Raw genomic sequence first — 25,536 nt, 5'->3', positions numbered from 1 at the left:
TTACAATGCTGGCTGACTATTGCATCATGCGGAGTGCTTTATAGGGGTAACCGTTCATGACCAAACAGCAGACCACCGCGGACCTGAAGCCTCAGGGCAAACCCTCAATTTGGGGCCGGCTGGCCCGACTGATACAGCGTACTCCGGAGTGGGTAATTGCTTTGACCCTGGGAATCGGGCCTTTCCTTTTCAACATAGCGGGGCAACCTTACAAGGAACCGTGGCTGAAGATCACTCTTATCCCGCTGATCATAGCCGGGCTGGGGGCGTCCGGGGCCATCCGGCGGCTCAAGCTGCTCGGGATTATCATCATGTGCGTCGGCGGCGCCTTGGTGCTGGGACTGCAATTCCTGATCGATCTGGTTCTGAATATCCCCGTGCCATACTCGCGGTTCATCGGTCCAGCGGTATCGGTAGCGATTATTGGAATCCTCGAGTGGGCCCAGAGGCCTCCACGGCAGCGCGCTGGACTTTGGGCTATCGGCCTGTGTTCGCTCCTTGTCGGCGGAATAACTGGTCTGATCTGCAACTTGGGAGACGTCTGGCTTGGGGTGATCGACGTTTGGGGAGGCAGCTACGGGTATCCCGGAGCGTTCATCTTTCCGCTTCTGCTGACCCTGCTGATGTGGATCTTCCTGCCGCTGGCTTTCGGGCTATCCCGAACAGGGACCACGCCTTTACGATATGCCGGCGTAGCGGCCAGCCTGATATCCGCCTCGCTCTTCTTTCTTGTCTTCTGCATAGGAATTCACCCCCTGGCCTTGCGCTCGTTGGAAGGACAGGGCCCACTGGATCCATCTGCCAGCGCCTGGGTTCTGGCAACGCGGGGCAGAGACAGCGATTTCGAAGCGATCTGGCGGCAAGTTGAGAAGGCTGACTGGAGCAAGCCACGCGATTGGAGTATGCCGCGCCCGGACCGGCGCCGCGAGTTTCTTGTTCAACTGCTCGCGACTCATCGCCCCGAGATTTTCGCCCCTCGATTGGCCAGGCTCCTGCGCGAAAAGCCGCAAGACCCGTTGGCCGCTACCCTCGCGCCCTTAATGGCGGAGCAGAAACGATACGAAGCCGCTGCTGTTCTTCTCTGGTATGCAGGGCAACCGCATACCGGCGAAGAATGCCAGGCGGCGCTGGAGGCGATGAACCTGCCTTGTGCGGCCATTCGCATCCTGGGACACGCTTCGGCTTTCGATCGGCCTATGAATTCAGCCGAGGATTTTCCCATCAACCAGATGGCCCGCGACAAACTGGTTCGCATCTTCAAGACAGACGCCGGGGCCATGTTCAGCATGTGGGAATCGTACCTTGGCAAGCTCGATTCGACGCCCAGCGCGCTGCCCGGACCGTATCAATCTGAAGTGGATAGAGTTGTGGCCTCTTTGAACGCGTGGGGCAATGCCCGCACCCGCCTCCAGCGGGCCACGCAGGCCCTCTACAGGCGCAAACTCCAGCAGTCGGGCGATAACGATCTACTTCAGAAGGCCGCGAAGATTCATTCGCTTTTCCAAAAGCAACCTCGCCCCTCCGCTGCGGAAATATTCGCAGGAGTTCCTGACGCCGACAGGGTTACTGTGCAACTCGACCTTTTGATGCGAGAGGCCAGAGCCCAGATGGACATCCCCTCGCCGCAGTGGCGCGAGGGTGGCGTCGAGAGCCTGGAGAAAGACGTGCGACGGTATGAGGAACAAGTTCAGGATATCATCAGAATGACATTCCCCGCAGCCTCACAGCCGACGACTCGCCGCACGACCAATCCGCATTGAATGCGGGCGATATAGAACATCAGCACAAGTGGCGCGTACCCACCCATTGCTCTCCTCAGCGACCTCAGAGGCTAATAGGAAAAGGGACGGCCTCGGAAGACCGTCCCTTTTGTTCCATACAGGCTACCGGTTACTGCTGCGGCGGGGCCAGGGGCAGTTGCGCGTCGGCGGGTTTCTTGCCGACGATGCCGTACTTCTTGGAGATATTCTCCAGCAGCTTGTTGCGGTAGGGGTACCACATGCAGGCCTGGATGCTCTTGACCTTGTCGTCGGCGGTGTCCACGTAGCCGAAGACGGCCTTGCACTGCTCCATGCGGGCGCCATCGACGGAGTGGACTTCCTCGAAGGGCAGCATGGCCAGTCGCAGGATGCGGCGCGGGCGTCGGCGGTTCCACGGATCATCCTTGGAGAACATGCGGCTGATCTGGTGGCCGACCATCTTGAAGAGGTTGCGGACCGGCTTGCCCTCGAGCAGGCGTTTGAAGCTGACGGTCTTGAAGACCCACGGCGTGAAGGTGCGGATCAGCAGCCACCGCCCTCGCATGCGCGGGAAGAATTTGGCCGGGTCGAGGGCATTGAGCTTGGGCTCGATGGCCTTCATCATCGTCAGGAACTCGACGGTGGCGACGCTGAACTTCTTCTTGAGGTAGTGATTGACGCTGCGGAAGCACTTGCCGTCGGACACCAGCAGCGTGATCGACTCGCAGTTGGGGTGTACGCCGGCCAGCAGCAGCGTCTCGCTGCGGGTGTTCTTGCGGAAAAACGATCGCGGTTTGCGCATGGCGTAGGACAGCCCGGCCGGGACGAACTCGACATCGCCGCCGGGGACGGATTCCTTGACCATCTTCTCGACGTCTTCCATGGTCGTATGCGTGCCGGCCTGGAACGCGCCGGGCTCCCAGTTCTCCGTCAGGGGGATGATGCCCATTTCCGAGAACAGGTCGCGGTTGTCATGCACGTACTGGATCAGGTCGGGCATGTACTGGTCGTTGAACCCGTACGCCGCGCACGAGATCATTGCGTGCTTGCGGCGGCTGTACTTCTTGAGGTTCTCGATGGCCTTGAGCTTGAGGTCGTACGCCGCGCGATTGTGGCGCAGCTTTTCGTAGATGTCGGCGTTGCGTCCGTCGAAGGCGAAACGCATTCGCACGCCGGATTCACAGAGCTTCTTGCAGTATTCCTCGTTGGCCAGCTTGAGACCGTTGGTGACGACGCGGGGCTTGAGGCCGTACTTTCGCCCCAGGCCGATGATGTCGAGCAGGTCCTCGCGCATGGTGGGCTCGCCGCCGAAGAGCTCGACCATCGGCACGGGGTTCCAGGTGCTGATCTCGGCGAAAATCTTGTCGAAGTATTCCAGCGGCGGGGTGAACTCGAAGCCCATGCCCTTGATGGTGGCGATGCAGATGGGGCAGTTCATGTTGCAGCGGTTGGTCACATCGAGAAAGACCATGCCGGGCTTGTGGTCGACCTTGCACTTGTCGCAGTGCAGCGAGCAGGCGGTCTTGTCTTGTGGGACGTACTGCCACATATCGCGTTTGGCCTGCCAGACAGCCGCGTCGGTGCTGACGAGCGACTCGGTGGCCCCGCAGTCGGGGCAGTCCTTGCGGATCCACTTCTGCCCGTTGCGGGTGAAGAACTCGGCCGGAACGCGCTTGGCGCACTTGTTACAGATTCCCGGATTCACAAACGCCATCAGCACACCTCTCCTTCTCTAGAACTCCGGCCATTATAGAAAACGTCGTCGAGATAGTCCACAAGTTTGGTCCAAGAACCCGCGCGGTCGGCCGGAAAAACTTTGCCACTGACATCACAAAGACCACACGGAGGGATCGCGAACATCGTCTTTTCTCTCTGTGATCTCTGTGGCAATGGTGTTATTTCGCCGGCGCGCTGGCCGGGCCACTGGCCGGTTGTGACGCCGGCTGAGTCGTCGTCGCCCCGGTCGGCGGGCCCACCAGGGCCGTCAGTTCCTTGTGGTAATCTTCCATGTTGTAGTGCATGACGAAGTGTTTGACGTCCTGGCCGTTGACGAACAGGATGGCGGTGGGGAAAAGCTGTGCGTCGTACTGCTCGCGAACTTTCTCGCTGGGCACCCGCTCGAATTTGAAGAACAGCACGCGCCCCTTGTACTGGTCGGACAGCTTGTCCAGTTCCGGCTCCAACAGGATGCACGTCGGGCACAGTGTCTTGTAGAAGTTGACCAGCACGGGCTTGTCCGCGTCGAGCACCTTGGACTGGAACTGGTCCTCGTTCTGGAGCGACTGGAGCTTCTCGCCGGCACAGCCGCCGCAGCACGCGGCCGCCATCAGCACCGCCACGCCCGCATGTCGAACCATTCGCGTCATCATGGATATACCTGTTCACTGTAAGGGGGGAGTCTGGCCGAAACCAATGGCCTCAATCAGGGTGCGTATGGTACACACCGCCGCCGGCCAAAACCAGCGCGATTTGCCACGTATAATTCCCCGTCGCCGGGGGGACCGGGCTCATTGCCCACAAGGGGGGACAAAATGAAGGATATTCGACAGGCCGTCGTTGTTGCGCTGGTTGCGGGGATGCTGACGTTTGTGGCGTTCATAACGGTCAGCGCCCTCTGACGGCGACGCATGGACCGCCGACGGGCGCGTTATTCCGCGCGGCGGAGTCTTTCAATTGGAAATTCCAAATTGGAAATTGGAAATCGCGTCGGCGCGCAATGGTGTAGAATACCGCCCTTTGCATCAGGACGCGCCCGATGGCCAAGCCCCGCAACAAGATGCTCGATTATCTGCAGTACGTGGGACTGCGGCTTTTTGCCATGGGCGTCCACATGTTTTCCTGGCGGGCGAACTACGCCACCGCCCGGTTGATGGGCGACATTCTGTATCGCCTGGACAAGCGGCACCGCAACCGGGCGCTGCAGCACTTGCGGCTGAGCTTTCCGGACTGGTCCGAGGCGCGCTGCGAGCAGGTCGCCCGGGCATCGGTGCGGAGCCTGGTGTACCTGGGGATGGAGGTGCTGCTGACGACGCGGTTGATCAAACCGACCTCGTGGCGCCGGTACGTCAAGCTGCTGCAGGACCCCGAGCAGATCCGCACCCTCACCGAGCACCGCACGCCGATCATTCTGATCACCGGCCACCTGGGCAACTGGGAGGTGCTGGGGTACACGCTGGCGACGCTGGGCTTCGACTGCTACGCCATCGCCCGCTCGCTGGACAACCCGTACGTCAACGAGTACATCCTGGGCTACCGCGAGAAGACCGGGCTGAAAATCCTCGACAAGCGAGGCGCCACCGAGCAGGTCGACGGCATCCTCGACGCCGGCGGCGTGGTGGGGTTCATCGCCGACCAGGACGCCGGGCGAAAGGGCATGTTCGTCGACTTCTTCGGCCGCAAGGCCAGCACGTACAAGTCCATCGCCCTGCTGGCGATCAACCACAAGGCCACGATCATCGTCGGGTACGGGCACCGGCTCAACGAGGAGTTCTCGTTCGACTTCGGCGTCTCGTGCGTGATCCGCCCCGAGCAGTGGGCCGACCAGGACGACCCGGTGCGGTGGATCACGCAGGCCTACACGCGCGGGCTCGAAGACGCCATCCGCCGCTATCCCGAGCAATACCTTTGGGTGCATCGCCGCTGGAAGCACCGCCCCAAGGGCGAAGAGCCCGGTCCCGACGGCGTGGCGTGAGAAACTTTGCAGAGCTGTCTCTGGGGCAATTGCCCGTCTTCAGATCCACAAGAAGAGGCAGCCCAGAACGATCAGCACGAGGGCGCCGGCGATTTCGGCGTAGCGACCGACGGCTTTGCCGATGCGGCGCCCGATCATCGTGCCGACCATGCTCATCAGGGCGGCCACCAGGCCGATGATCACCGCCGGCCAGACCACGTCGTTGATCTGCTTGAGTCCCATCGAGACGCCCACCACCAGCGCGTCGATGCTGGTGGCTACCGATAGAGCCACCAGCGACCATCCGCGCGTGGGATCTTTGCCGGCTGCGTGGCGGCCTTCAAGGGCGTGCTCGGTTTTTTCTGCCGCGGCGCCGGGGTGGGACTTGAGGGCTTCGTAGAGCATTTTGGCGCCCAGGGCGATCACCATCGCCGCGGCGATGTACGCGCCGACGCCGACCAGCACGCCGGCAAGCCTGATGCCCGCCAGGCTGCCCGCCAGGGGCATGAGAAACTGGAAGAGACCCATGTGCCAGGCCAGGCGGAAGATCTGCCGCCGCCCGTGCCAGCGCACGCCGATAGCCATCGAGACGCTCATCGCGTCCATGCCCAATCCGGCGGCCACCATCAGGATTGCCCAGATCTGCACGGGAAGGCCCCGATTACTCGCCGGCGACCTTGATCAGGGAATGCACGTCGCGGCCGGCGAGCTTCGCCCGCCCGGGCAGGAAGCACAACTCGACGACGAAGGCCACGCCGACAATCTGGGCGCCGAGTTTTTCGACGAGGTGGCAGGCGGCGGCCATCGTGCCGCCGGTGGCCAGCAGGTCGTCCATCATGAGGACGCGCTGGCCGGGGACCAGGGCGTCGGCGTGGATCTCGATGCTGTCGGTTCCGTATTCGAGTTCGTAGCTGATGCTCAGGGTCTTGGCCGGGAGCTTTCCGGGCTTTCGGACGGGGACGAACCCGGCGCCGAGGCGGCAGGCGGCAGCGGCGCCGAAGATGAATCCGCGGCTTTCGATGCCCACGACGGCGCGGATGCCCTTGTCGCGAAAGGGGGCCACCAGATCGCCGATGCACTGATCCATGGCCTCGGCGCTGGCCAGCAGGGGAGTGATGTCCTTAAAGATGATCCCGGGCTTTGGGAAATCGGGAACGTCGCGAATCACTTTGGCCAGTTCGATCATCTGCATTCCTGCCTCAGGGTTTGGCCGGTCCGGAAGTCGGCGCGGCGGGCAAGCGGTGAGTTTGCCTCACGTACACGTCGCGTGCAACCGCAAAATACGACAGCAGCATCTCCTGCATGCGGGCCAGTTTGACCGGATCGGTCGCCGCCGGGGCGATGGGGACCATGCCGTCAGCATCGACATGATACATCAGCGTCAGGGGGAACTTGGGATCGCGAGGCATCGGCGGCAGCACCAGCGCGTCGGTGCCCATCAGCAGGCACGGATTGCCGCGGTGCATCATCGCCCAGCCCTGGTCCTTGCGCAAAGCCAGGATGTCGCGCCCCATGAAGCAGTGCTCGAAGTCGCCGCCGAGGAGACTCAGCAACGTCACGGGGATGTCGGCCTGGCTGCAGATCGTGCTGACGCGGCGCCGCGGGACCAGGTCCGGCATGCCTGGAGCGTAGAACAGGCAAGGCACGCGAAAGCCCGGAACGTCGAGCATGACTGCCTGGTTGAGCGGCGGGTGCCCGTGGTCGGCCACCAGCACGAACAGCGTGTCCTTGTACCAGTCGGTTTGGGCCGCCTGGTCGAAGAACCGCCCCAGGGCCCAGTCGGCGTAGAGATAGGCGTTGAGGCGGCGGATCTCGATGCTGTTGCCCCGCAGCGCCCGGATGCGCCCGGGCGGGATCCGGTATGGATCATGGTTCGAGATCGTCAGGATGGCGCCGAAGAAGGGCTTGGCGTCGCCGGCCAGGCGCGTGAACTCCTCGACGGCTTTGTCCAGGGCGACTTCGTCGGGCAGGCCCCAGGCGTTGTCGTCCCAGTTTCCCGGGACCTTGGTCTGGTCCATGTGCAGGCGTTCGACGACGCGATCGATGCCGCCGGGTCCGCCGAAGAAGCCTCGCATATTGTCGAAATCGGCTTCGCCGCCGTAGACGAACATCGTCTGGTAGCCCCTCTGGCGGAAGATCTGCGGCAGGGTGAGGAACTTGCCCTGCGCCAGGGGCAGTTCCATCAGGCTCGAGCCCTTGAGGTCGGGATGGCCGCAGAGCGTGCCCACCAGTCCGCGCACGGTGCGGTGCCCGACGGCGTACATGCGGTCGAAGAACAGCCCCTGGCGGCACATCTCGTCCATGCGCGGGGTGAAGCTGGGGATGTAGCTCTGCACCGCCGTGCTCTCGCCGGCGGGGGGTTCTTCGCTGAAAGCCCCGACGGCTTCGCCGGACTGGCTTTCCATGATGATCATGACGACGTTCGGCCGCCGCATCGGCCGACCGGTGCTGGTCTGGCGCCACAGGGTCGGTCCGGCGATATGGACGTCGTGCTCCTGATAGATCATCTCGCGAACGACGCGGCGCGACTCGTCCAGGTCCGGATAGGCGTAGTCGTCGTAGTCGCTGTTGCCCTCGGTGAGCCAGTACTTGGCCGCGTCGGCGATGGTGAAGAAGTTGTTCATCGTCAACTGGCAGGCCATGTTGTTGGTGGTGATGAAGGCCGCCCCTTTGCGCAGCGGCTGGAAGGTGAATGTCCCGTGGACCGCCAGCAGGCACAGCGCCGAGAGCACAATCGGCTGGACTACGCGGCGCCACTTGGCCTTGACGGGTGGCCGCCCGGACCACAGCACCCTGCGCAGGAGGACGTAGACGGCGTAATTCAGCGCGATGGTGAAGGTGATCACCAGCCACAGCGGGTATTCGTTGTAGATGTGCGAAACGATGGTTCGCGGATGGCGCAGGTAGCCGAGCATCCAGTCCGGTCGGGTGCCCTCGTAGAGGAACACGTACCCGCCGACGATCTCCTCGAACACCCCCAGCACCATCACGAACGTCACGTACCCCGTCACCAGGCGGCGCAGCCAGACGCGCTGGAGCGTCTGGTCGCGCACGGTCGAGAGCACCAGCACCAGCGGCAGCAGCACGTACCCCAACGCCATCAGATCGTAGCGCACCCCCAGGGCGAAACAATGCGCCCACGTCGCCGGCGGCAGGTCGATCTGCCCCGCCCGCGCCAGGAACAGCCCCAGGCGCGATCCGCTGAACAGCAGCAGACCGAACACCAGCAGAACCCAGATGGCGCGCAGGCGATGGTCCAGCAGCATCCGTCCCACCCGCCGCAGGCGGGTCTGTTCGCCCAGGCCGTCACCCGGACCGTTTGCCGATGTCGCGCTCATTATCACTCCACAAGAGCATCCGCCCGAACAACCTGCCGCCTCAGGCGCAAACCCCATTCTATCCGGCGGCGTGTCCGGCGTGAAGAGAGGTCCTCCGGTAACAACGAGGCCTCGGGCTGGGCTCTTGCCATGGGGAAGATCTTTCCCGTCCCAACAACATCGAAAGCGGCATCGCTGCCCCCGCACCCCATAAAGACAGCCCTTGCCGCGATGGGCTATCTGGGCCACAATGCCGCCCATGTTTGAATCGCTGGGAAATGTGAAGCTCAAAGACGGGCGCTCGGTCGAGCGCGGCGTGGTTGTCGGGCCGGATGAGGGCTGGGCGAAAAAGATATTGCCGCTGCTGGGGCATAAGGGCGGGGTTTGGAACTGGCAGAATGAGCGGCTGCTCACGAGCGAGACGCCGGTCAATCCGCGGTTCTTTGTGCTGTGCGAAGACGGCCGGCCGTTTGCTAATGTCATGACTTGCGACGTCGGCGGCGTGGGGCTGCTCGGGCACGTGTACACCGACCCGGCGCGGCGGCGGCTGGGAGCAAGCTCGCTGCTGATGGAATCGGCGATGGCCGACTTTGCCGCCCGCGACGGGCAGGCGATGTTCCTGGGGACCGGCTACGACTCGCCGCCCTGGCACATCTATCGCCGGTTTGGATTCGAGGACATCGAGCCGCCTTCGGGTTACATGGCGTGGTATGCCAAGCCGCAGGCGGCGTTCGAGGAGGCCTGGTTCGCGCCGGGGCCGGTCCGCATCGAGGCGCTCGGATGGAAGCAGTGGGTCGCCTCCGTGCCGCTGTTCCTGGCGGATCAGCCGCCTGTCGTGCGATGCGCGCCGCTGCGGCTGATGGGGCGCGAGCTCACCGAGGGCGTACTTCTGCCGCTGCTGCAGGAGGAGATCGATCGCTGCGCGAACCATCAGCCGCCGGCGGCTGTGGCGATGGCGAGCGTCGCCAGCGGGGCGATGGTCGGCTTTGCGGCGTGGCGATGGCACCCGATGTGGCCCGGGACGGTGCTCGTTGATGTATACTGCCACAGTGCTTTCTGGGACCGCGGCGGTGACCTGCTGGCGGCGCTGCCCTTGCCGCCGGCGCAGCGGTATGAAGCCTGCAGCGACTCGCCGTGCCCGGCCAAGGCGGCTGTGCTCGCCAAGGCGGGCTTTGTGCAGACGGCGGTGATGCCAGGACTGCTGCCTGCCGCGAGACGAAGCGACAAGCGAGTGGACGTGACGATATGGAGTGCGGCAGCCGTAGCTGCCGCTTTGGAAGTTTCTCACAAGCCAAACAACGGCTTAAGCGGCAGCTAAGGCTGCCGCACTCCATAGAGGAGAAGCAATGAGCAGCGTGAAAATCGCGTGCCTGGGCGCGGGGAGCCTGTACTTTCCGCGCGCCATCGGCGACCTGGTCGTCCGCGACGATCTGGCTGGATCGGAGCTGTCGCTCTATGACCTCGACGCCGAGAAGACCGCCCGCATGGCGGCCCTGGGGCAGCGCATGACAGCCGAGGCGGGGCACGGGACGCGCGTGACGGCCGCCAGCGAGCTGGGCGAGGCGCTGGATGGGGCGGATTTTATCATCACCTCGATCGGCGGCAGCGGCGCCGACATCAGCCAGGACGTCTACACCTCGCACCACCACGCCGCGGACATGCACATCCCCGCGCGCTACGGGATTCACCAGGTCGTGGGCGACACGGCCGGGCCCGCGGGCATGATGATGGGCCTGCGGTCGATTAGCCCGTACCTGGAGATCTGCCGCCAGGTGGAGCGGCGCTGCCCGCGGGCGGTGCTCTTGAGCCATTCCAACCCGATGGGCGTGCTCTGCCGCGCGATGAACAAGCACTCGCGGGTGAAGGTCATCGGCATCTGCCACGGCGTGCAGGCGACCATCGCCCAGGCCGCCGAGATGCTCGGCGTGCCTGCGGCCGAACTGCACTGCACGTGGATCGGCACGAATCACTATTACTGGATCCTCCGCGCCGCTCACAAGGGCGTGGACGTGACAGACAAGCTCGCCGCGGCGGCTGAGAGGCTCGGCGCCAAGGGCAGCGACAATCTCGCGCACCGCCTCTCGGCGGTCTACGGATACAAGGTTGGCTATCCCGGCGCGGGGCATCTGGTGGAGTTTTATTCGTGGGCGACGCGCGTGGCGAACCAGGCGGATTTGCCGTATGGCCTTGCGCACGACGCGAAGGGCCACGGCTTCGACGAGTCGCGACCGGCGCCGGTTCGCAGCGAGCCGACGGAAGAAACCCGCCGCGAGTTCTTCAAGGGCTTCCAGGAGTTCCTGGACATGATGAAGTTGCCCGCGCCCGGCCATCGCGACCACGTCAGCGAGGAAGGCATCGCGCGAATGATCAGCGCGATCGCCCAGGGGCGGCGCGAAGTCTTCATCGTCAACATTCCCAACCGCGGCGCCGTGGCGAACCTGCCAGCCGAGGCGATCATCGAGATCGAGGGCGTCACCGACACCCTCGGCGTGCGCGGGATCACCGTAGGTGAGTGCCCGCTGGTGCTCAAGGGCATTCTCGAAAAACGTCTGGCCTGGCAGGAGCTGGTGGTAGACGCGGCCGTCACGGGCGACCGCAGGATCGCTCTGCAGGCTCTGATGCTGGACGAAATGGCGATCCACCCCGACAAGGCCCAGGACATGCTCGACGAGCTGCTCGAAGCCTCGCGAGACATGCTGGGACAGTTTTTTGCGTAGCATGGGCACTTGCCTGCCGGCAGGCAGGTCTTGCCCATGAGTAGCACGGGCGTCCCGCCCGTGCAGAAACCAAGAGCATGGGCGAGACGCCCATGCCACCCAAGACCACGGGCAGGATGCCCGTGGAACTCACGGGCGAGACGCCCGTGCTACTGAGATGAGGAGATTATGAAGCTTGAGATTCTCGGCCCTGCCGGGTGCCGCAAGATTGACGCGGCCGCCAAGAGCATTTTGCATCGCACCGGCGTGCTGGTGCCGCACGCGGAGATGTGCCGCCTGTTCGAAAAGGCCGGCGCGAGCGTCGACCACGCCAGCGGGCGTGTGCGGATTCCGCCGGAGCTGGTCGACCAGTGCGTCGCGCAGGCGGGCAAGACGTTTACCATCTACGGGCGCGACCGGAGCAAAAAGGCGGCCTTTGGCGTCGGGCAGCGCAACTACAACTCGATCGCCGGCGAGGCGTACTGGGTCGATATGGGCGGGCAGCGCCGCTTCTGCTGCCTCGACGATGTCGTCCAGGCCGCCAGGCTGGGCGAGATGCTGTCGATGATCAACGTCGTCGGGGCGATGGCCGACCCGCACGAGCTCGATGTGCGACACCGCGTGGTGGACGTTGCGGCTGCACAGCTTGCCACGACGACCAAACCCATCACGTTCTGGTTCCACGATCGCGCCAGCGCCGCGTTCGTGATGGAAGTCTTCGCCGCCCATGCAGGCTCTGCAGAGAATCTCAAAGCCTTCCCGCCGGCATATCCGTTTCTGGAGCCGATCAGTCCGCTGCGGTTCAACACCAACGGGATCGACCTGCTGTTCGAGACGGCCAAGATCCCCCTGCCGGTGCCGATCGGGCCGATGGCCCAGACGGGCCTCAGCGCCCCGGCCACGCTGGCGGCCACCGTCGCGCAGGAGACCGCCGAGATTCTGGCGGGCGTGTGCGTGGTGCAGCTCATCCGCGCGGGCACGCCGGTTTGCTTCGGCGGTATTCCCCATGCCTTCGACATGCGCACGACGCAGCTTATCTTCTCCGGCCCCGAGCAGGGCCTGATGGCCGTGGCGTGTACCGAGATGGGCAAGTTCTACGGTCTGCCCAACTACATCAACGTCGGCCTCACCGACAGCAAGACCGTCGACGCCCAGGCGGGCCTCGAGCCGGCGGCGACGCTGCTGATGGGCGTGCTGGCGGGGGCGGACATCTTCGGGCACATGGGCATCGCCGGCGTGGACCAGGCGACGGACCTGGACATGCTGGTCTGGCAGAACGAGGTGATCGAGTACGTCGAACGCATCGCCCGCGGGTTCGAGATCAGCGACGAGTCGCTGGCGCTGGACCTGATCGACGAGGTCGGCCCCGGCGGGACGTTCATCGACCAGCCGCACACCGCGCAAAACTTCCGCAAGACCCTCTGGATGCCCACGCTGCTGGACCGCGACTACTGGCCGGCCTGGGTCAGCAACGGCCGACCCGATGCCCGCAAACGCACGCGCGACAAACTCGAGGCCCTGCTGGCGGCATACAAACCCACGCCTGTGGCCGACAGCGTGCAGCGCGACGTGGAGCGGATCCGGGCCGATGCGAAGCGGCACCTGGCGGGATAATTCGAAATCCGAAACTCGAAATCCGAAACAAACAACAATAGGAACAAAAAGAAAAGGAACAAGCACACGCGGCCTCATTCAGCAGCGACAACCTTTGTTTTTTTCTTATTGTTGTTTGTCTTTTTGTTGTTTGTTTCGGATTTTGTTTTTCGAATTTCGGATTTCCGCCACTTGGCGGGTCGCCATGGGCTCGCTGGGACATCATGGCGACCCGCGGCTGAAAGCTCGGGGACACGCACAACGGAGTTGTGCGTGGCACCCGATTGGTTGCACTGTTGGCGTAGCGGCGGTGGCGCGGCTAGAATCATTCAGCGGGAACTTTTTCCCCGCGCACGCGTCTGAGCCGTATCCACGAATGGTCTCGATGAAAGGAAGCCTTATGAAACATCTTGTCGCTCTATCATTGATCGCCCTGTTGCTCGCCGCCCCTGCCCTGGCGCAGGAAACCAGGACCGCCCCGGCCGCGGGCAAGGCTGAAGTGCCCGTTACGCGCGTGGTGCTGTTTTCCAGCGGCGTGGGATACTTCGAGCACAACGGCACCGTGCAGGGCGACGCCGACATCCGCCTGAACTTCAAGACCGAGCAGATCAACGACGTGCTCAAGAGCATGCTGGTGATGGCCGACAACGGGTTCGTCACCGGCGTGAACTACGCCAGCCGCGACCCGCTCGTGCGGGCGCTCAAGAGCTTTGCCGTCGACCTCTCGGGCGACCCCACGATGGGCGACCTGCTCAAGCAGCTCCGCGGCGCCGAGGTGGTGTTGATGGCCCCGGAGAAAATCGTCGGCAAGATCATCACCGTCGAGACGCGCAAGAAGGAGATCATCGTCGGCGGCCAGCCCACGATCATCACCGAGGTTATCCTCAACGTGCTGGCCGGCGGCAAGCTCAAGGCCGTGCCCATGGACACAATCCAGAGCCTCGAGCTCACCGACGCTCGCCTGCAGGGTGACCTGAACAAGGCCCTGGAACTGCTGATCACCTCGCACGACACCGAGCGCAAGCCCGTCGACATCCGCTTCTCCGGCAAGGGCGCCAGCAAGGTCCGCATCGGCTACGTCTCCGAGACGCCGGTGTGGAAAGTGTCGTACCGCCTCGACCTGACGCCCAAGAAACCGCTGCTGCAGGGCTGGGCCATCGTCGAGAACACCTCCGACCAGGACTGGACGGACGTGAAGCTCTCGCTGGTCAGCGGTCGGCCGATCTCGTTCATCATGGACCTCTACACCCCGCTGTACCTGCAGCGCCCCACCGTGGTGCCCGAGATGTACGCGCACCTGCGCCCCCAGACGTATGAAGGCGGGATCGCCCCCGAGGCCAAAGTCGCCGCAGCGCCCGCGGCGCCGCGAGCCTACGCCGCCCGCGCTCGCATGGCCCGCGAAAATATCGCCGAAGATCAGGCCATGGGCCTCCAGGCCCAGCAGGCCGCCGGCGTCTACGGCGGCGGCGGGGCCAGCGGCGAAATGTCGCTGGGACAGTCGGCCGCCAACGCGATGGCCGCGGCGGGCAAGATCGGCGAGCTGTTCAACTTCACGCTGGAAAAGCCCGTCACGCTCCAGCGCCGCCGCTCGGCCATGCTGCCGATCCTCAACACGCCCATCGAGGCCGAGAAGGTCAGCATCTACAACCAGGCCGTCATGCAGCGCTATCCGCTCAACGGCGTGTACCTGACCAACGACACCGGCCTCAAGATGCTCGGCGGGCCCATTACGGTGCTTGATGAAGGCATGTACGCCGGCGACGCGCGGATCGACAACATCGCCCCCAAGGACAAACGCCTGATCAGCTACGCCGTCGACCTCAACGTGACCGTCGACCCGTCACAGACCAGCGCAAGCCAGATCACGAGCGTCAAGATCGTGCGCGGCACGCTGCAGATCACGCGCCTGCACACGTACAGCCACACGTACCGCATCAAGAGCACGGCCGACGTGAAGCGAACGCTGATTATCGAGCACCCCTTCAACGCCGCGATGAAGCTGATCGAGCCGGCCAAGTTTGAGGAGAAGACGCCGTCGGTGTACCGCTTCCGCGTGGAAGTCGATAAGGAAGCGACGCGCGATTTCGTCGTCAAGCAGGAGCAGACGCAGTCGCAGGGGATCGCCCTGATCGACATCTCGCTGGACATGCTGGCGTACTACGTCCGCAGCGGCGAGGTGCCGGACAACGTCAAGGCCGCCCTCAGCGAAGCACTGGCGATGAAGAACCGCCTGGCCGATCTGGAGCGCAATCTCAACAATCTCGAAAACCAGAAGCGGCAGATCGAAGCCGGGCAGGAGCGCCTTCGCCAGAATATCGCCTCGGTCGGCAAGGACTCGCAGCTCGGCCAGCGGTACATCAAGAAGCTCGCCGAACAGGAAGACCAGCTCGAAACCATGAGTAAGCAGATCGAGGAACTGCGCCAGCAGATCGAGCAGCAGCGCAAGAAGCTGCAGGACTATCTGTCCAACCTGAATATCTGATGCCTCGCGAGCTCTGTGGCCCAAGATCGCCCGAGCCGCCGCTGTGGTCCCCGCGGTGAAATATCCGCGTTAGAATAGTCCTCCATGGCCAAGAATCCCTATGTCAGCCGAGGGGGCGAAAAACTGGCGGCCGCGCTCGATGCGTTTGCCATCGACGTGCGGGCGCTGACGTGTGCGGATTTCGGCGCCAACGTCGGTGGTTTCACTGACTGCCTGCTCCAGCGCGGGGCGGCGCAGGTGTACGCCATCGACACCGGCTATGGCGACCTGGCGTGGACGCTCCGCAAGGACCCCCGCGTGGTCGTGATGGAGCGCACCAACGCCCTGCACTGCCCGGTTGCCGCGGCAGTCGATCTGGTCGTCATCGATATGGCCTGGACGCCGCTGGCGATGTCGGTGCCGGCGGCGGCGAAGTGGCTCACCCCTTCCGGACGCATCGTCGCGCTGCTCAAACCGCACTACGAACAGGCCAAACTGGCCGGTCGCAAACCTGTGGCGGCGCTATCGCTGGAAGAGTCGGCGGCGGTGGCCGACGAAGTCTGCCGTGGGCTTGAACGCCAGGGCTATCCCGTCACGTCCCGCGTGCAGTCGCCGCTGGAGGGCAAGGGCGGCAACAGTGAGTTCCTGGTTCTGATCGAGCCGGCGCATCCACTCCGTTAGAGGAAAAAGTCGCGGCGGAGGCACTAAATGAAGAAGTAATTCGCTGTTTGAATTACTTCTTCATTTGGGCTCGTGTACCTCACCATCGCAAGTATTCATCAAAGCCACACAACGGCTTTGATAAATACTTGGTGCCTCCGCCGCGACTTTTCCCCGCAACGGAGGCATTGCGGCCTCACTCTGAGGCGCCGAAGAAAATAATCTTGGCTGACGGCGCGCCGAAGGTGCAGCGGATGATCGCTCTTGAGGCGCCGTCGAACGTCACTTCCACGCCATCGCTGGCGACGAACTGCCGGCTGACCGGGCGCCGGGTCATGTACGTGTATCCGCCGCGCACGTCGGCATTGGGGCTGATCGTCGCAAAAATGCACACGACGCCGCGCCCGGCTTGGGAGATCTTCTCGTAGATCTCGGGATTGCCGCCGGGGCTGCCGGTAGCCGCCAGCGTGCTGGCGGTGATGTCGTCGCGGACCTGCTTGTACAGGCCCAGCCATCGCCCGAAGCGCGCGGCGCCTTCCTCGGTAATGACCATGATGTCGCCCCAGATCCCGTTGTGCCCCAGGATCAGCGAGGCAATGTTGACCATCTGGCTGTCGAGCGGTTCGTCGGGCATGTAATGCGTCAGCGTCAGCACCGAGGGAATCCACTTGTCGTATGCCAGCGTCGTCCGCGCGCCCCACGAGCGCACGATCGGGGCGGCAATGTATCCGCTCGTCATCGTCGTCGGGTCGTTCATCAAAAAGTACTTGCCGCTGGCGAGAAACCCCAGACCGAAATTGCGGTACGGCTCGGTCACGTCGAAATCGCAGATCGCCTCGGGCACCGCGGCCGTCACCGCATCGGCCAGACGCTGCATGAACCGGTCGAACAGGAACGTGTAGCACTGCCCTCGCTCCTCGACGCTCGTCGACGCGTCGCCGTGCAGGTGCTCGGGGCGGTCGCAGCCGTAATGCCCGAATGCATCCCACTTGAAATACGTCGCCCCCAGCTCGCGCGCCAGGCGGACGATCTGGTCCGCGAAGGCCTCCACGTACCGGCTGGCCAGGCACAGGTGCTGGCCGGGCTCGGTCTCCCAGACCTTCCAGATGCCGATCTCGGTGCCGCGCCACGACATCGCACAATCGCGATACGCCTGGTAGATCGGGCTGTTGATGCCCGCCTGTGTGCTCAGCCACAGGCCCAGCTTCATGCCGTGCCGCGCCAGCCGCTCGCGCACGGCAGACAGGTCGCCGTCAAGAAGCTTCGTGTTGACCGGCCAATCGCCGCAGCGCGTGAACCATCCGGCGTCGAGCACGAAGACCTCGACGCCCATCTTGGCGGCGCGATCGATCTCGGCCAGGATGCGTTCCTGTTTAAGACCGTCGAGCAGGCTGCCCTGCTCGCCCGCGGCGGCCTTGCCCAGGCACTGGTTGATCCACGTGTTATAGAAGATGTACGGCTTGCGGGTTTCGAGGTTGGGGCACTGCACCTTGAGCAGGAAGCTGCGAAACGCCGCCGCCAGGTCGGCCTCGTCGCCGGCGACAGCGGCCACATCGAACCAGATCGTCTCGAACGGTTGGCCGGGAGCGAGAGGTTGCCCGCTGAAGTAATTGCCTTTCACCGCCCGCAGTGTCACGCCGCGCGTGGAATCGAGATGGAACATCAGATACGGATCCGACGAAACCGATCCGTGTTCATACGCCACCAGCAGGCTCTCGCTGGCACCGCTGGCGGCAATGATCGGGCCGACGACGGCCTGGCTGCTCTCGAAGTGCCGCGGTTCGAGGTCATACTCGCCGGGCATGTAACTGTAGAGGCGGTGCGTGAACTCGCTCAGCCGCACCTCCGTGGCCGCCGGCAGATCGGTCAGCGAAAACGCCAGGTATGTCAATTCGTCGCGCCCGCTCGACTTGGTCAGGCTGTGTTCGGCCGTGCTATGCACCTTGTAGCAGAACCGCACGACGGGACAACCGTCCTTGATGCGAAGAACCAGCTCCAGCCGCAGGTTCGGATTGCCCGCCACGGGCGCGGCGAAACGGTGCTCGACTGCCCCGTTGGCAAGAACCGTCGCCGCGGCCGCGCGCGGGGGCATCTCCTGCTTATCCCACGCCAGGGTCACGCGGCGATTGTCGATCTCGATCGCCGGGGGAGCAAAGCCATATGCGCGGGACGAACCGGCAAGGCGATACTCCCAAAGCGTTTCTTTGATGCCGGGGAAGGTGATGGTGCAGCAGTCTGTCGAGATCATCAGTCCTGGCTCCACGAAGGTAGGGATCAACCGATGGCTTGAGAGAATAGTAGAACGAGCCCCAATGAGCAAGAAAGTGCCAATGAAGTGACCAAATGAGCATCGCGGGACCCTTCGGACTTCTCTTGCGTCCGATCGGCTCCGCGATGCTTTCCACCCGACCCTCGCTAAGGTCTCCCGCCACTGTTACTGTAGGTAGGGTAATGACCTGATTCAAGTAAAGTGGGGGAAAATCTTAAGATCGCAGTGCTTGCTCCCAGGACAAGCGCCAAGCATCGGACATTCCACGTCTTCGAGCCCCCCTTTTCTGATAGCCTCGTGGCTGTTCCGCGCCACCACAGGCGGTAGTCACGGCTGGGTTGCAGCGGTATGATGAGTGTATGCCGGCAACGCGGAGAGAGATCGTTATCGAGGCGCTGGAGTTTCGGCCGCCGCCTTATGTGCCGTGGTCGTGGGACCCGACGCAGGATTGCGCGGTGAAGTTGCGGGCGCACCTGGGAGTCGACGACCTTTGGCACTGGCTGGCGCCGCACATGGTCACAGGCGGCGCGGCCATCGCCGGCCGCAGTGGGGAGGTTCGGCCGGGATATTGGCGCGACGCCTTTGGCGTGGTGTGGGACAAGACCATTGACGTCGATATCGGCACGCCGTGCGATTGGCCGCTGAAGAGCCCACAGGACCTGGCGAGGTACGAATGGCCCAACGCCGACGACCCGCGCGCATACGAGCATATCGCGGGTTTTCTGACCTGGGCGCGGGGGCAGGGGCTGTTCACGCTGTTCAACATCGGCTTTTCGCTCTACGAGCGGGCCTGGACGATGCGCGGGATGGAGCCGCTGCTGATGGACATGCTCGAGCGCCCGCAGTTCGTCCACGAGCTGCTCGACGCGATCGCCGACGAGAACCTCCGCCAGATCCGCCACGCCCTGCGGCACGACTTCGACGCCTTCCTCTTCGGCGACGACTACGGCATGCAAAGCGGCCTGATCATGGGCATCGACCACTGGCGGACGTTCATCAAGCCGCGCCTGGCCCGCATGTGGGCGCCCATCCGCGCGGCGGGCAAGTACATCTTCCTGCACTCCTGCGGCCGCGTGGACAGCCTCTTCGACGATCTGGTCGAGATCGGGCTGAACTGCTTCAATCCGTTCCAGCCGGAGGTGATGGACTGCCCCGCGTTGATCGAGCGGTACCGCGGGCGGCTGGCGTTCCACGGCGGGATGAGCGTCCAGAAGGTGCTGCCCTTCGGGACGGTCGAGCAGGTGCGGGAGGAGACGCGGCGTCTGCTGTCGGCCGGCGCTCGGGGCGGGCTGATCTTCGCCCCCTCGCACGCCGTTCCCCGCGACACGCCGCCGAAAAATCTCCAGGCGATGCAGGAGGTGCTGACATCGTTTAGCGGCGGAGCTTGCTCCGCGCGGTTGTAGAACCTGTCAAGGTCCGCGGCGGCGCCAGACCCGATGGTTCTTCAGCCCTTCGACAAGCTGGTACTGCGGGTCGCCGTCGACCGGGGCAGTCAGAAGCTCACCCAGGCGGCGGGCGAACGCGTCGGGCACTTCCCGGTCCAGCACCGCCAAGGCGCAGCGAGAGCGGAGGATCGACGCGGCCTGGCGGTCAGCATCGCCAACCGTCTCCACCGGTGGAACCATCATCTCAACGGGACGGTCAGCAAAATACTGGAGCACCAGAGCCTGGTCGGGCGCCACGGCTATCGGGCCATCGCCGGCTGTGCGAAACATGGCCGCCAGGGCGGGAAGGTCGCGATACTGTCCGGCATCGATCGTGCTGAAGAACGAGTTCGTCCGGGCCGCGACGGCGCTGCGATACCATCGCTTGAGCATTCGCGGCGCATTGGCGGCGACACTGCAAGCCACCGCCACGATCAGCACGAAGGCGAGTTTGCGGCGATCGGCGAAGGGTTTGAGTCGGGCCGCGGCGATCAGCAGCCCCTGCAGCACGAGCAGGATCATCACCAGGTGCAGCGGAATGAGGTACCGCACCTTGACCGCCCAGGCCCCGAGGCTCAGCGCCGAAACGAGGGGGAAAATTATCGCCGCCAGCGGCAGGATCCGAAGCCCGCGGCGCCACTGGCCGACCAGACCGACGATCATCAGCGCCAGCAGCGGGTAACCCAGCACCAAGGCTATCACCAGCCCGTCCTGTCCGGAAAACATCTCCGCCAGCACATTGGGCAGACCCAGCGTCATGCCCTGAACCGTGCCCACCAGGCGGCCGATCAGCGTCGGCCCGGCCAGGGGCTCCTCCGCCAGAACCTTCAGGTACAGCGGCGTCTCCTGGGATAGCGACCGGCTGAGCCAGTAGAAGATTACCGTCGGCGCCAGCGCCCCGGCCAGTATTGCCCCCGCGCTCCAGAGGCGGCGGCGCCGGCAGGGAACCGCCCGCACCTCCAGCAGCACGCCCGCCGCGATAATCACCATCAGCGCCACCAGCGGAACGCGAACGGTAACCACCGCCGCCGAAAGCAGCGTCAGCGCCGCGACGTTCCAGGCGAGGGACCAGCGCCGACCCAGGTACCACACGGCCAAAATCGCCGCGACCAGGGCGGCCGACGGGGCCTCGGTCAGCACCAGACCGCTGTGGCGGTAGAACTTGAAGGACAAGGCCGTCGCCGCCAGCACGCCCAGCGCCATCGCGGGCGAATCGATCGCCCGGACCAGTCGATAGCCCAGCCACAGGGCGATGAGCCCGCAGAGGGTCATCGCCAGGGTCGGGGCATAGATGTGCTCGCCGAAGAGGCGCCACAGGCCCGCGATCATCGCCGGCAGACCGGGCGTAACGGTGGTGTTGAGCGTGCCGTTGATGCTGTAGCCCTCGCCGCGGACCAGCGAGCGCGCCAGGTTCAAATACAGGGCGCTGTCCTTCGTCGGCCACCATTGCCACGACGCCCCAGTGAGATAGAGAAACGCGACGATCAGCCAGACGCCGTCCCGCCATCGCCGCGAGGGCGGGGGTATCAGGCTCTGCGGCTCCAGGGCCGCCGGCGGGTTCATGCTCTGCAACATCTTCATCAGCGTTTCCTGGCGGCGATCATCTCCTGCGTCAGCAGGATGGGCCAGAGGAGTTTTCGCCCCAGCACCTGGCCGTGACGGGCGACGACCGGCAGCACCTCCTGCCCTCGCAGGGGCCTCTCGTCGGGAAAACGCCATACGCCCGCCGCCTCGGCCGCACCGCGAATGAGCCGGTAAGACCATGTCGGCGTCGGGTAGGAAATGATCGCCAGGCCGCCCGCGCGGAGCATCTCAAAGTGCGTGTCGATGGCCTTGGCGGTGCCCGGGGCGTCAAAGTGCTCGACGAGACCGACGCTGAAGACAAGATCGAACGTGCCGGCAAAGGCGGCCGCCCCGTCCAGAACGTCCGCCTGGTGCAGCCGGACCGCTCCCTGCCGGGCCTCTTGGCGGACCCGCTCGAGCCCGGCGGCGCTGGTGTCGAACACGTGATACTCCTCCAGCGGCAGCAGGGCCAGAACGCTCTGTAGAAAGCAACTGCCGCCGCCGCCGAGTTCCGCCACGCGCAGCGCCGCGCCGCCCGAGCGGTCGATAAAGCGCTCCATCATCCCCAGCAGCACCCGCCGCGTGTACCGGCGCGACAGCCCCGAGGCGCAAAACGGCCGACCGTAGTATGCTTGCCAGTCCGTCGAGGCGGTCATTCCACGTCACCTCGGCCGCGGAAGATCAGGTCCCGCTGCACGGCGAAGTTGAAGACGAACACGATGGATTCGGCAACCACTTTCGAGGCCAGAACAGGAAGGGCGGCCAGGTTGCCCAGCAGTTGCATCAGGGCGTAACTGACCAGGCCGCTGAAGATCACCAGCGCCAGGTATCCCGGAAACGTCCAGCGCGACGTGCTCCTGGAGCGGAAGACGATTTTGCGATTGCTGTGGTAGTTGAAGGCGATGGCCGCCGCGCGGCCGGCCGCCATCGCCAGCAGGACGTTGGGGGCCATCCACATCGAGACCGCGAAGACCACGAAATCGACGCCCGCCGTCAGCAGCGAGACGGCGGCGAACCTCAGCAGCACGAAATATACCCGCATCGAATCCAGCAGCGGGCTGAAATGCGACCCGCTGTTGTTGTCGGTGTAGATCGTGGCGATGGGCTCCTCGACGACTACGACCTTTACGCGATGGGCTTCGAGCAGCATCTCCATCTCGAAGTCATAACCGCTGCTCCGCAGGCGCACGATGTCCGGGATGAACGCCGCCGGTATCCCCCGCAGGCCCGTCTGGGTGTCGCTGAGCCGCAGCCCCGTCACCAGGCGCAGCGTCGTCCGCGTGACCCGGTTGCCGAACCGGCTGCGAAGAGGCACCTCGCCTTCAAAGGCCCGCGCGCCCAGAACCAGACTGCGCGGAGCCTCCGCCAGCCGAGCGGCCACACGAAGGATATCCTCCAGGCGATGCTGCCCGTCGGCGTCGGCGGTGACGCAGCCGACGGAATCGGACAGGCGCGTCGCGCCATAATTGAGGCCCGTTCGCAGGGCGGCGCCCTTGCCGAGATTCGTCACGTGTGAGACAACGCTGCAGCGGGCGATCCGGGCCAGCCGCGCGAAGATCGCCGCGTACTGCCCTCCGCTGCCGTCGTCGACGACCACCACCGCCTGAACGACCGGCGAGTCCGCCAGGGCGCCCACCAGGCGCAGCAGCTCCTCATCGGGTTTGTACGCGGGAATGAGAACCCAGGGGCGGACATCAGGCCCTGACGGCCTGGCGCCAGTCGCGGCGGCCCCTCGTGCGTACTCCATTGCCGTCTGCATCGCTCGAACGATCTTCTATCGCCGGTACTACTCGATAACACCCGGGCGGGGACAGCCTCGGTCCCGAGCGGTATGCTAACGCGCGGGCGGGCAATCCCGATAGGCTTTTCACGCGCAGGGCGATCCGTCAGGCGGCGAGTTTTTCCTCTTCACGCCGCGGCGGCTGAATCGTATAATAAGCGGAGATCAGTGACTTGTTGGACCCCTGACTATACCCACCAAGGCTCCGGGGAGGCCTTCGGCGGTTATCGTCAGCGGTCTGGAGCTATCGAAGTCTGTGGATCAGCACGCTCTAGACAAATGTCAGGAACTCATCGGCTATCGTTTTAACGATCCAGCCATTCTCTCACTGGCGCTGACGCATGCGTCGGTGGCCGCCACGCGCGTGGAAAGCAACGAGCGCCTGGAGTTTCTGGGCGACTCCATCCTCGGCTTGGTCGTCTGCCACGAACTCTACAGCGACCCGTCCAATCTGCACGAAGGCGACATGACGAAGATCAAGTCTGCCGTCGTGTCCCGCAAGACCTGCGCGGAGATGGCCCAGGCCATCGGTCTGTGCGAGGCGCTGGTGTTGGGCAAGGGGATGGGCGGCAGCCAGCCGCTGCCGGAATCGGTAGCCGCGGCGGTCTTTGAGGCGGTGGTCGGGGCGGTCTTCCTCGACGGCGGACTGTCCGCGGCGCGGAAGTTTCTCATGGGCCCGCTGGGGCCTCATATCCGCCAGTCCAAGGCCAGCGAACATCAGTGCAATTACAAATCCATTCTCCAGCAGTATCTGCAGAAGACCTTCAATCATCGCCCCTCGTACCAGCTTCTGGACGAAAAGGGCCCCGACCATCGCAAGTGCTTTGAGGTGGCGGTCAGCGTCAACGGCAGGCAGTTCAAAGCCGCCTGGGGCATCTGCAAGAAGGACGCCGAGCAAGCCGCCGCCCTGGCGGCGCTGGTCGAGCTGGGCGTGCTGGAGCCGCCGGTACAGGAATAGCCCCCGCGCGCCGTGGGGTGGCATGGCGACACACGTTTCTGTTTCTCGTGGGTCGCCATGATGCTCAGCGCACCGGCCCCATGGCGACCCGCTGCGCGTGTCGCCATGCCACCCGGGACTTTCATGGTTTCGGGTGAACCGAAGGTTCATGATCGACTGCGGTGAAATATCCGGGTTAATCCAGGCACCGGCGGATGATCGCGGCCATCGTCTCGTGAGCGTCCTCGAACTCCCGCACCAGCTTGAACTGCGCCCGCGCGCGATCGAGGTTGTGCCCCGGGCGGGTGATCTTGTAATACACGTCGCCGGCCAGCCAGTCGGTCAGGAACCGCAGACCCTGCTCGAAGGTGATCAGGCGCGCGGCGAAGGGCAGGTGCTCGATTTCCTCGCCCGTCAGAAACGCCCTCGCCTCGCTCAGGTAGCCCTCGGCCAGGGCGGCGAACATGTCCAGATCGACGCCCATTCGCGACGCGTCGGGGTCGTCCTCTGCCGTGGTGGCCGCGGCGGTGCGGCAGCAGTCGCCAAAATCGATCACCGACAGGCCCGGCATGACGGTGTCCAGGTCGATCACGCACAGGCCCCGGCCGGTCGCGTCGTCGATGAGGACGTTGTTGAGCTTGGTGTCGTTATGGACGACGCGGCGGGGCAGGTCTCCGGCGGCGGCCAGGTCCTCCAGCACGGCGACGATGTCCTGGCGCGCCAGGGCGAAGTCGATCTCGGCGGCCGCGTCGGTGGCGCGTCCGGCGGCGTCGGCCTCGGCGGCGCGCATGAACGCCTCGAACCGCGAGGGCGTGTGATGAAACCCCGCGATGGTCTCGTGCAGCGGCGGGTCGGGCAGATCCGCCAGCCGGCGCTGAAACCGCCCGAAGGCCGCGGCGGCCTGACGCGCCTGGGCAGGCGTGGCGGCGTCGTACGTGCGGGCGCCTTCGATGAAGCGGTACATCCGCCAGAACGTCTCGCGGCCCCCGCCGGTGCGGCAGAAGCTCCTGCCCTCCGTCGTCGGCACCAGCGTCAGCACCTCGCGTGCCGGATCGCCTCCTTCTTCCTGAACTTTTCGCCACAGGTGGTCCGTCACGCGCAGAATGTTCTCCTGCATGGCAGGCACGTTGCGGAAGACCTTGTGATTGATCTGTTGAAGGATGTACCGCGTGCCGTCATCGCAGGTGACGATATAGGTCTCATGAATGAGCCCGCTGCCGTGGAGGGCGACGGCCGCCGCGGGGGGGACGTTAAAATGGTCTACGATTGATTGCGGGTGCATTGATGCAAATCCAAAATTCGAAGCACGAAATCCGAAACAAGCAACAATGAAAACAAACGACAAATCCCATGCCGGCTTCTTGTTCTTTCTTGTTCCTTTGTTGTTTGTTTCGGATTCCGTTTTTGTTGTTTCGGATTTTCACCAG

At 64.3% G+C, this 25,536-nt stretch carries 19 protein-coding genes; 9 read left to right on the top strand and 10 right to left on the bottom strand.

Annotated elements, in window-relative coordinates; genetic code table 11:
- The first annotated feature begins 56 nt into the window (after positions 1-56).
- Complete coding sequence (locus ABFD92_01035; GenBank protein MEN6503097.1) at positions 57-1,760, top strand: hypothetical protein; 1,704 nt, start codon at positions 57-59, stop codon at positions 1,758-1,760.
- A gap of 130 nt (positions 1,761-1,890) precedes the next feature.
- Here ABFD92_01035 and ABFD92_01030 read toward each other — a convergent pair whose 3' ends face one another.
- Entirely contained in the window at positions 1,891-3,453 is a 1,563-nt protein-coding gene (locus ABFD92_01030) for a radical SAM protein (protein ID MEN6503096.1), read from the bottom strand.
- Between the two features lie 181 nt (positions 3,454-3,634).
- The gene (locus ABFD92_01025) at positions 3,635-4,096 is read right to left on the bottom strand and encodes a thioredoxin domain-containing protein (protein ID MEN6503095.1); all 462 of its coding nucleotides are present in this window, start codon (positions 4,094-4,096) and stop codon (positions 3,635-3,637) included.
- Between the two features lie 398 nt (positions 4,097-4,494).
- Here ABFD92_01025 and ABFD92_01020 point away from each other — a divergent pair, with 398 nt between their 5' ends.
- Positions 4,495-5,430 (top strand): lipid A biosynthesis acyltransferase, encoded by a 936-nt coding sequence (locus tag ABFD92_01020; GenBank protein ID MEN6503094.1) that lies wholly within the window; start codon positions 4,495-4,497, stop codon positions 5,428-5,430.
- 39 nt (positions 5,431-5,469) lie between these two features.
- On the opposite strand, the gene ABFD92_01015 is transcribed toward ABFD92_01020, so the two are convergent.
- Genes ABFD92_01015 through ABFD92_01005 form a run of 3 tightly spaced genes read right to left on the bottom strand, consistent with a single transcriptional unit; the run spans position 5,470 to position 8,747 of the window.
- Positions 5,470-6,057, bottom strand: coding sequence for a manganese efflux pump MntP family protein (locus ABFD92_01015; protein MEN6503093.1), 588 nt, complete (start codon positions 6,055-6,057; stop codon positions 5,470-5,472).
- 13 nt (positions 6,058-6,070) lie between these two features.
- Positions 6,071-6,601: an adenine phosphoribosyltransferase gene (locus tag ABFD92_01010; protein MEN6503092.1), complete on the bottom strand. Its 531-nt coding sequence runs from the start codon at positions 6,599-6,601 to the stop codon at positions 6,071-6,073.
- A gap of 7 nt (positions 6,602-6,608) precedes the next feature.
- The gene (locus ABFD92_01005) at positions 6,609-8,747 is read right to left on the bottom strand and encodes an LTA synthase family protein (protein MEN6503091.1); all 2,139 of its coding nucleotides are present in this window, start codon (positions 8,745-8,747) and stop codon (positions 6,609-6,611) included.
- A gap of 238 nt (positions 8,748-8,985) precedes the next feature.
- On the opposite strand from ABFD92_01005, the gene ABFD92_01000 reads away from it, so the two are divergent.
- From ABFD92_01000 to ABFD92_00980, 5 genes are all read left to right on the top strand, one after another.
- Positions 8,986-10,044: a GNAT family N-acetyltransferase gene (locus tag ABFD92_01000; protein ID MEN6503090.1), complete on the top strand. Its 1,059-nt coding sequence runs from the start codon at positions 8,986-8,988 to the stop codon at positions 10,042-10,044.
- A gap of 28 nt (positions 10,045-10,072) precedes the next feature.
- A complete protein-coding gene (locus ABFD92_00995) occupies positions 10,073-11,443 on the top strand; it encodes a hypothetical protein (GenBank protein MEN6503089.1) in 1,371 nt (456 codons plus the stop codon).
- Between the two features lie 168 nt (positions 11,444-11,611).
- On the top strand, positions 11,612-13,036 hold the full coding sequence (locus ABFD92_00990) for a trimethylamine methyltransferase family protein (GenBank protein ID MEN6503088.1): 1,425 nt from the start codon (positions 11,612-11,614) through the stop codon (positions 13,034-13,036).
- Positions 13,037-13,415: 379 nt separating this feature from the next.
- Positions 13,416-15,497 (top strand): hypothetical protein, encoded by a 2,082-nt coding sequence (locus ABFD92_00985; GenBank protein ID MEN6503087.1) that lies wholly within the window; start codon positions 13,416-13,418, stop codon positions 15,495-15,497.
- Positions 15,498-15,581: 84 nt separating this feature from the next.
- Positions 15,582-16,157, top strand: coding sequence for an SAM-dependent methyltransferase (locus ABFD92_00980; protein MEN6503086.1), 576 nt, complete (start codon positions 15,582-15,584; stop codon positions 16,155-16,157).
- Between the two features lie 175 nt (positions 16,158-16,332).
- Here ABFD92_00980 and ABFD92_00975 read toward each other — a convergent pair whose 3' ends face one another.
- Entirely contained in the window at positions 16,333-18,384 is a 2,052-nt protein-coding gene (locus tag ABFD92_00975) for an alpha-galactosidase (GenBank protein MEN6503085.1), read from the bottom strand.
- A gap of 380 nt (positions 18,385-18,764) precedes the next feature.
- On the opposite strand from ABFD92_00975, the gene ABFD92_00970 reads away from it, so the two are divergent.
- Positions 18,765-19,808, top strand: coding sequence for a uroporphyrinogen decarboxylase family protein (locus tag ABFD92_00970; GenBank protein ID MEN6503084.1), 1,044 nt, complete (start codon positions 18,765-18,767; stop codon positions 19,806-19,808).
- 6 nt (positions 19,809-19,814) lie between these two features.
- On the opposite strand, the gene ABFD92_00965 is transcribed toward ABFD92_00970, so the two are convergent.
- From ABFD92_00965 to ABFD92_00955, 3 genes are read right to left on the bottom strand one after another with little or no spacing between them, the layout of a single operon-like run.
- Positions 19,815-21,410, bottom strand: a complete 1,596-nt coding sequence (locus ABFD92_00965) for a hypothetical protein (GenBank protein MEN6503083.1) — start codon at positions 21,408-21,410, stop codon at positions 19,815-19,817.
- Positions 21,410-22,048, bottom strand: a complete 639-nt coding sequence (locus ABFD92_00960) for a class I SAM-dependent methyltransferase (GenBank protein ID MEN6503082.1) — start codon at positions 22,046-22,048, stop codon at positions 21,410-21,412. Before ABFD92_00960 ends, ABFD92_00965 begins: the two co-directional genes overlap by 1 nt.
- A complete protein-coding gene (locus ABFD92_00955) occupies positions 22,045-23,139 on the bottom strand; it encodes a bifunctional glycosyltransferase family 2/GtrA family protein (protein MEN6503081.1) in 1,095 nt (364 codons plus the stop codon). The genes ABFD92_00960 and ABFD92_00955 overlap by 4 nt, the downstream gene beginning before the upstream one ends.
- 289 nt (positions 23,140-23,428) lie before the next feature.
- Between ABFD92_00955 and rnc the strand changes: the two genes are divergently transcribed.
- The gene (gene rnc, locus ABFD92_00950; protein ID MEN6503080.1) at positions 23,429-24,130 is read left to right on the top strand and encodes a ribonuclease III; all 702 of its coding nucleotides are present in this window, start codon (positions 23,429-23,431) and stop codon (positions 24,128-24,130) included.
- Between the two features lie 175 nt (positions 24,131-24,305).
- Here the strand turns inward: rnc and ABFD92_00945 are convergent, their stop codons facing one another.
- The gene (locus tag ABFD92_00945; protein ID MEN6503079.1) at positions 24,306-25,391 is read right to left on the bottom strand and encodes an aminoglycoside phosphotransferase family protein; all 1,086 of its coding nucleotides are present in this window, start codon (positions 25,389-25,391) and stop codon (positions 24,306-24,308) included.
- Positions 25,392-25,536: the final 145 nt, after the last annotated feature.

The organism is Planctomycetaceae bacterium (assembly GCA_039680605.1).
In the GTDB taxonomy this organism is placed as follows: Bacteria; Planctomycetota; Phycisphaerae; order SM23-33; family SM23-33; genus JAJFUU01.
The sequence above is the reverse complement of the archived record's forward strand: the minus strand, read 5'-3'. Positions and strand labels throughout refer to the sequence as shown.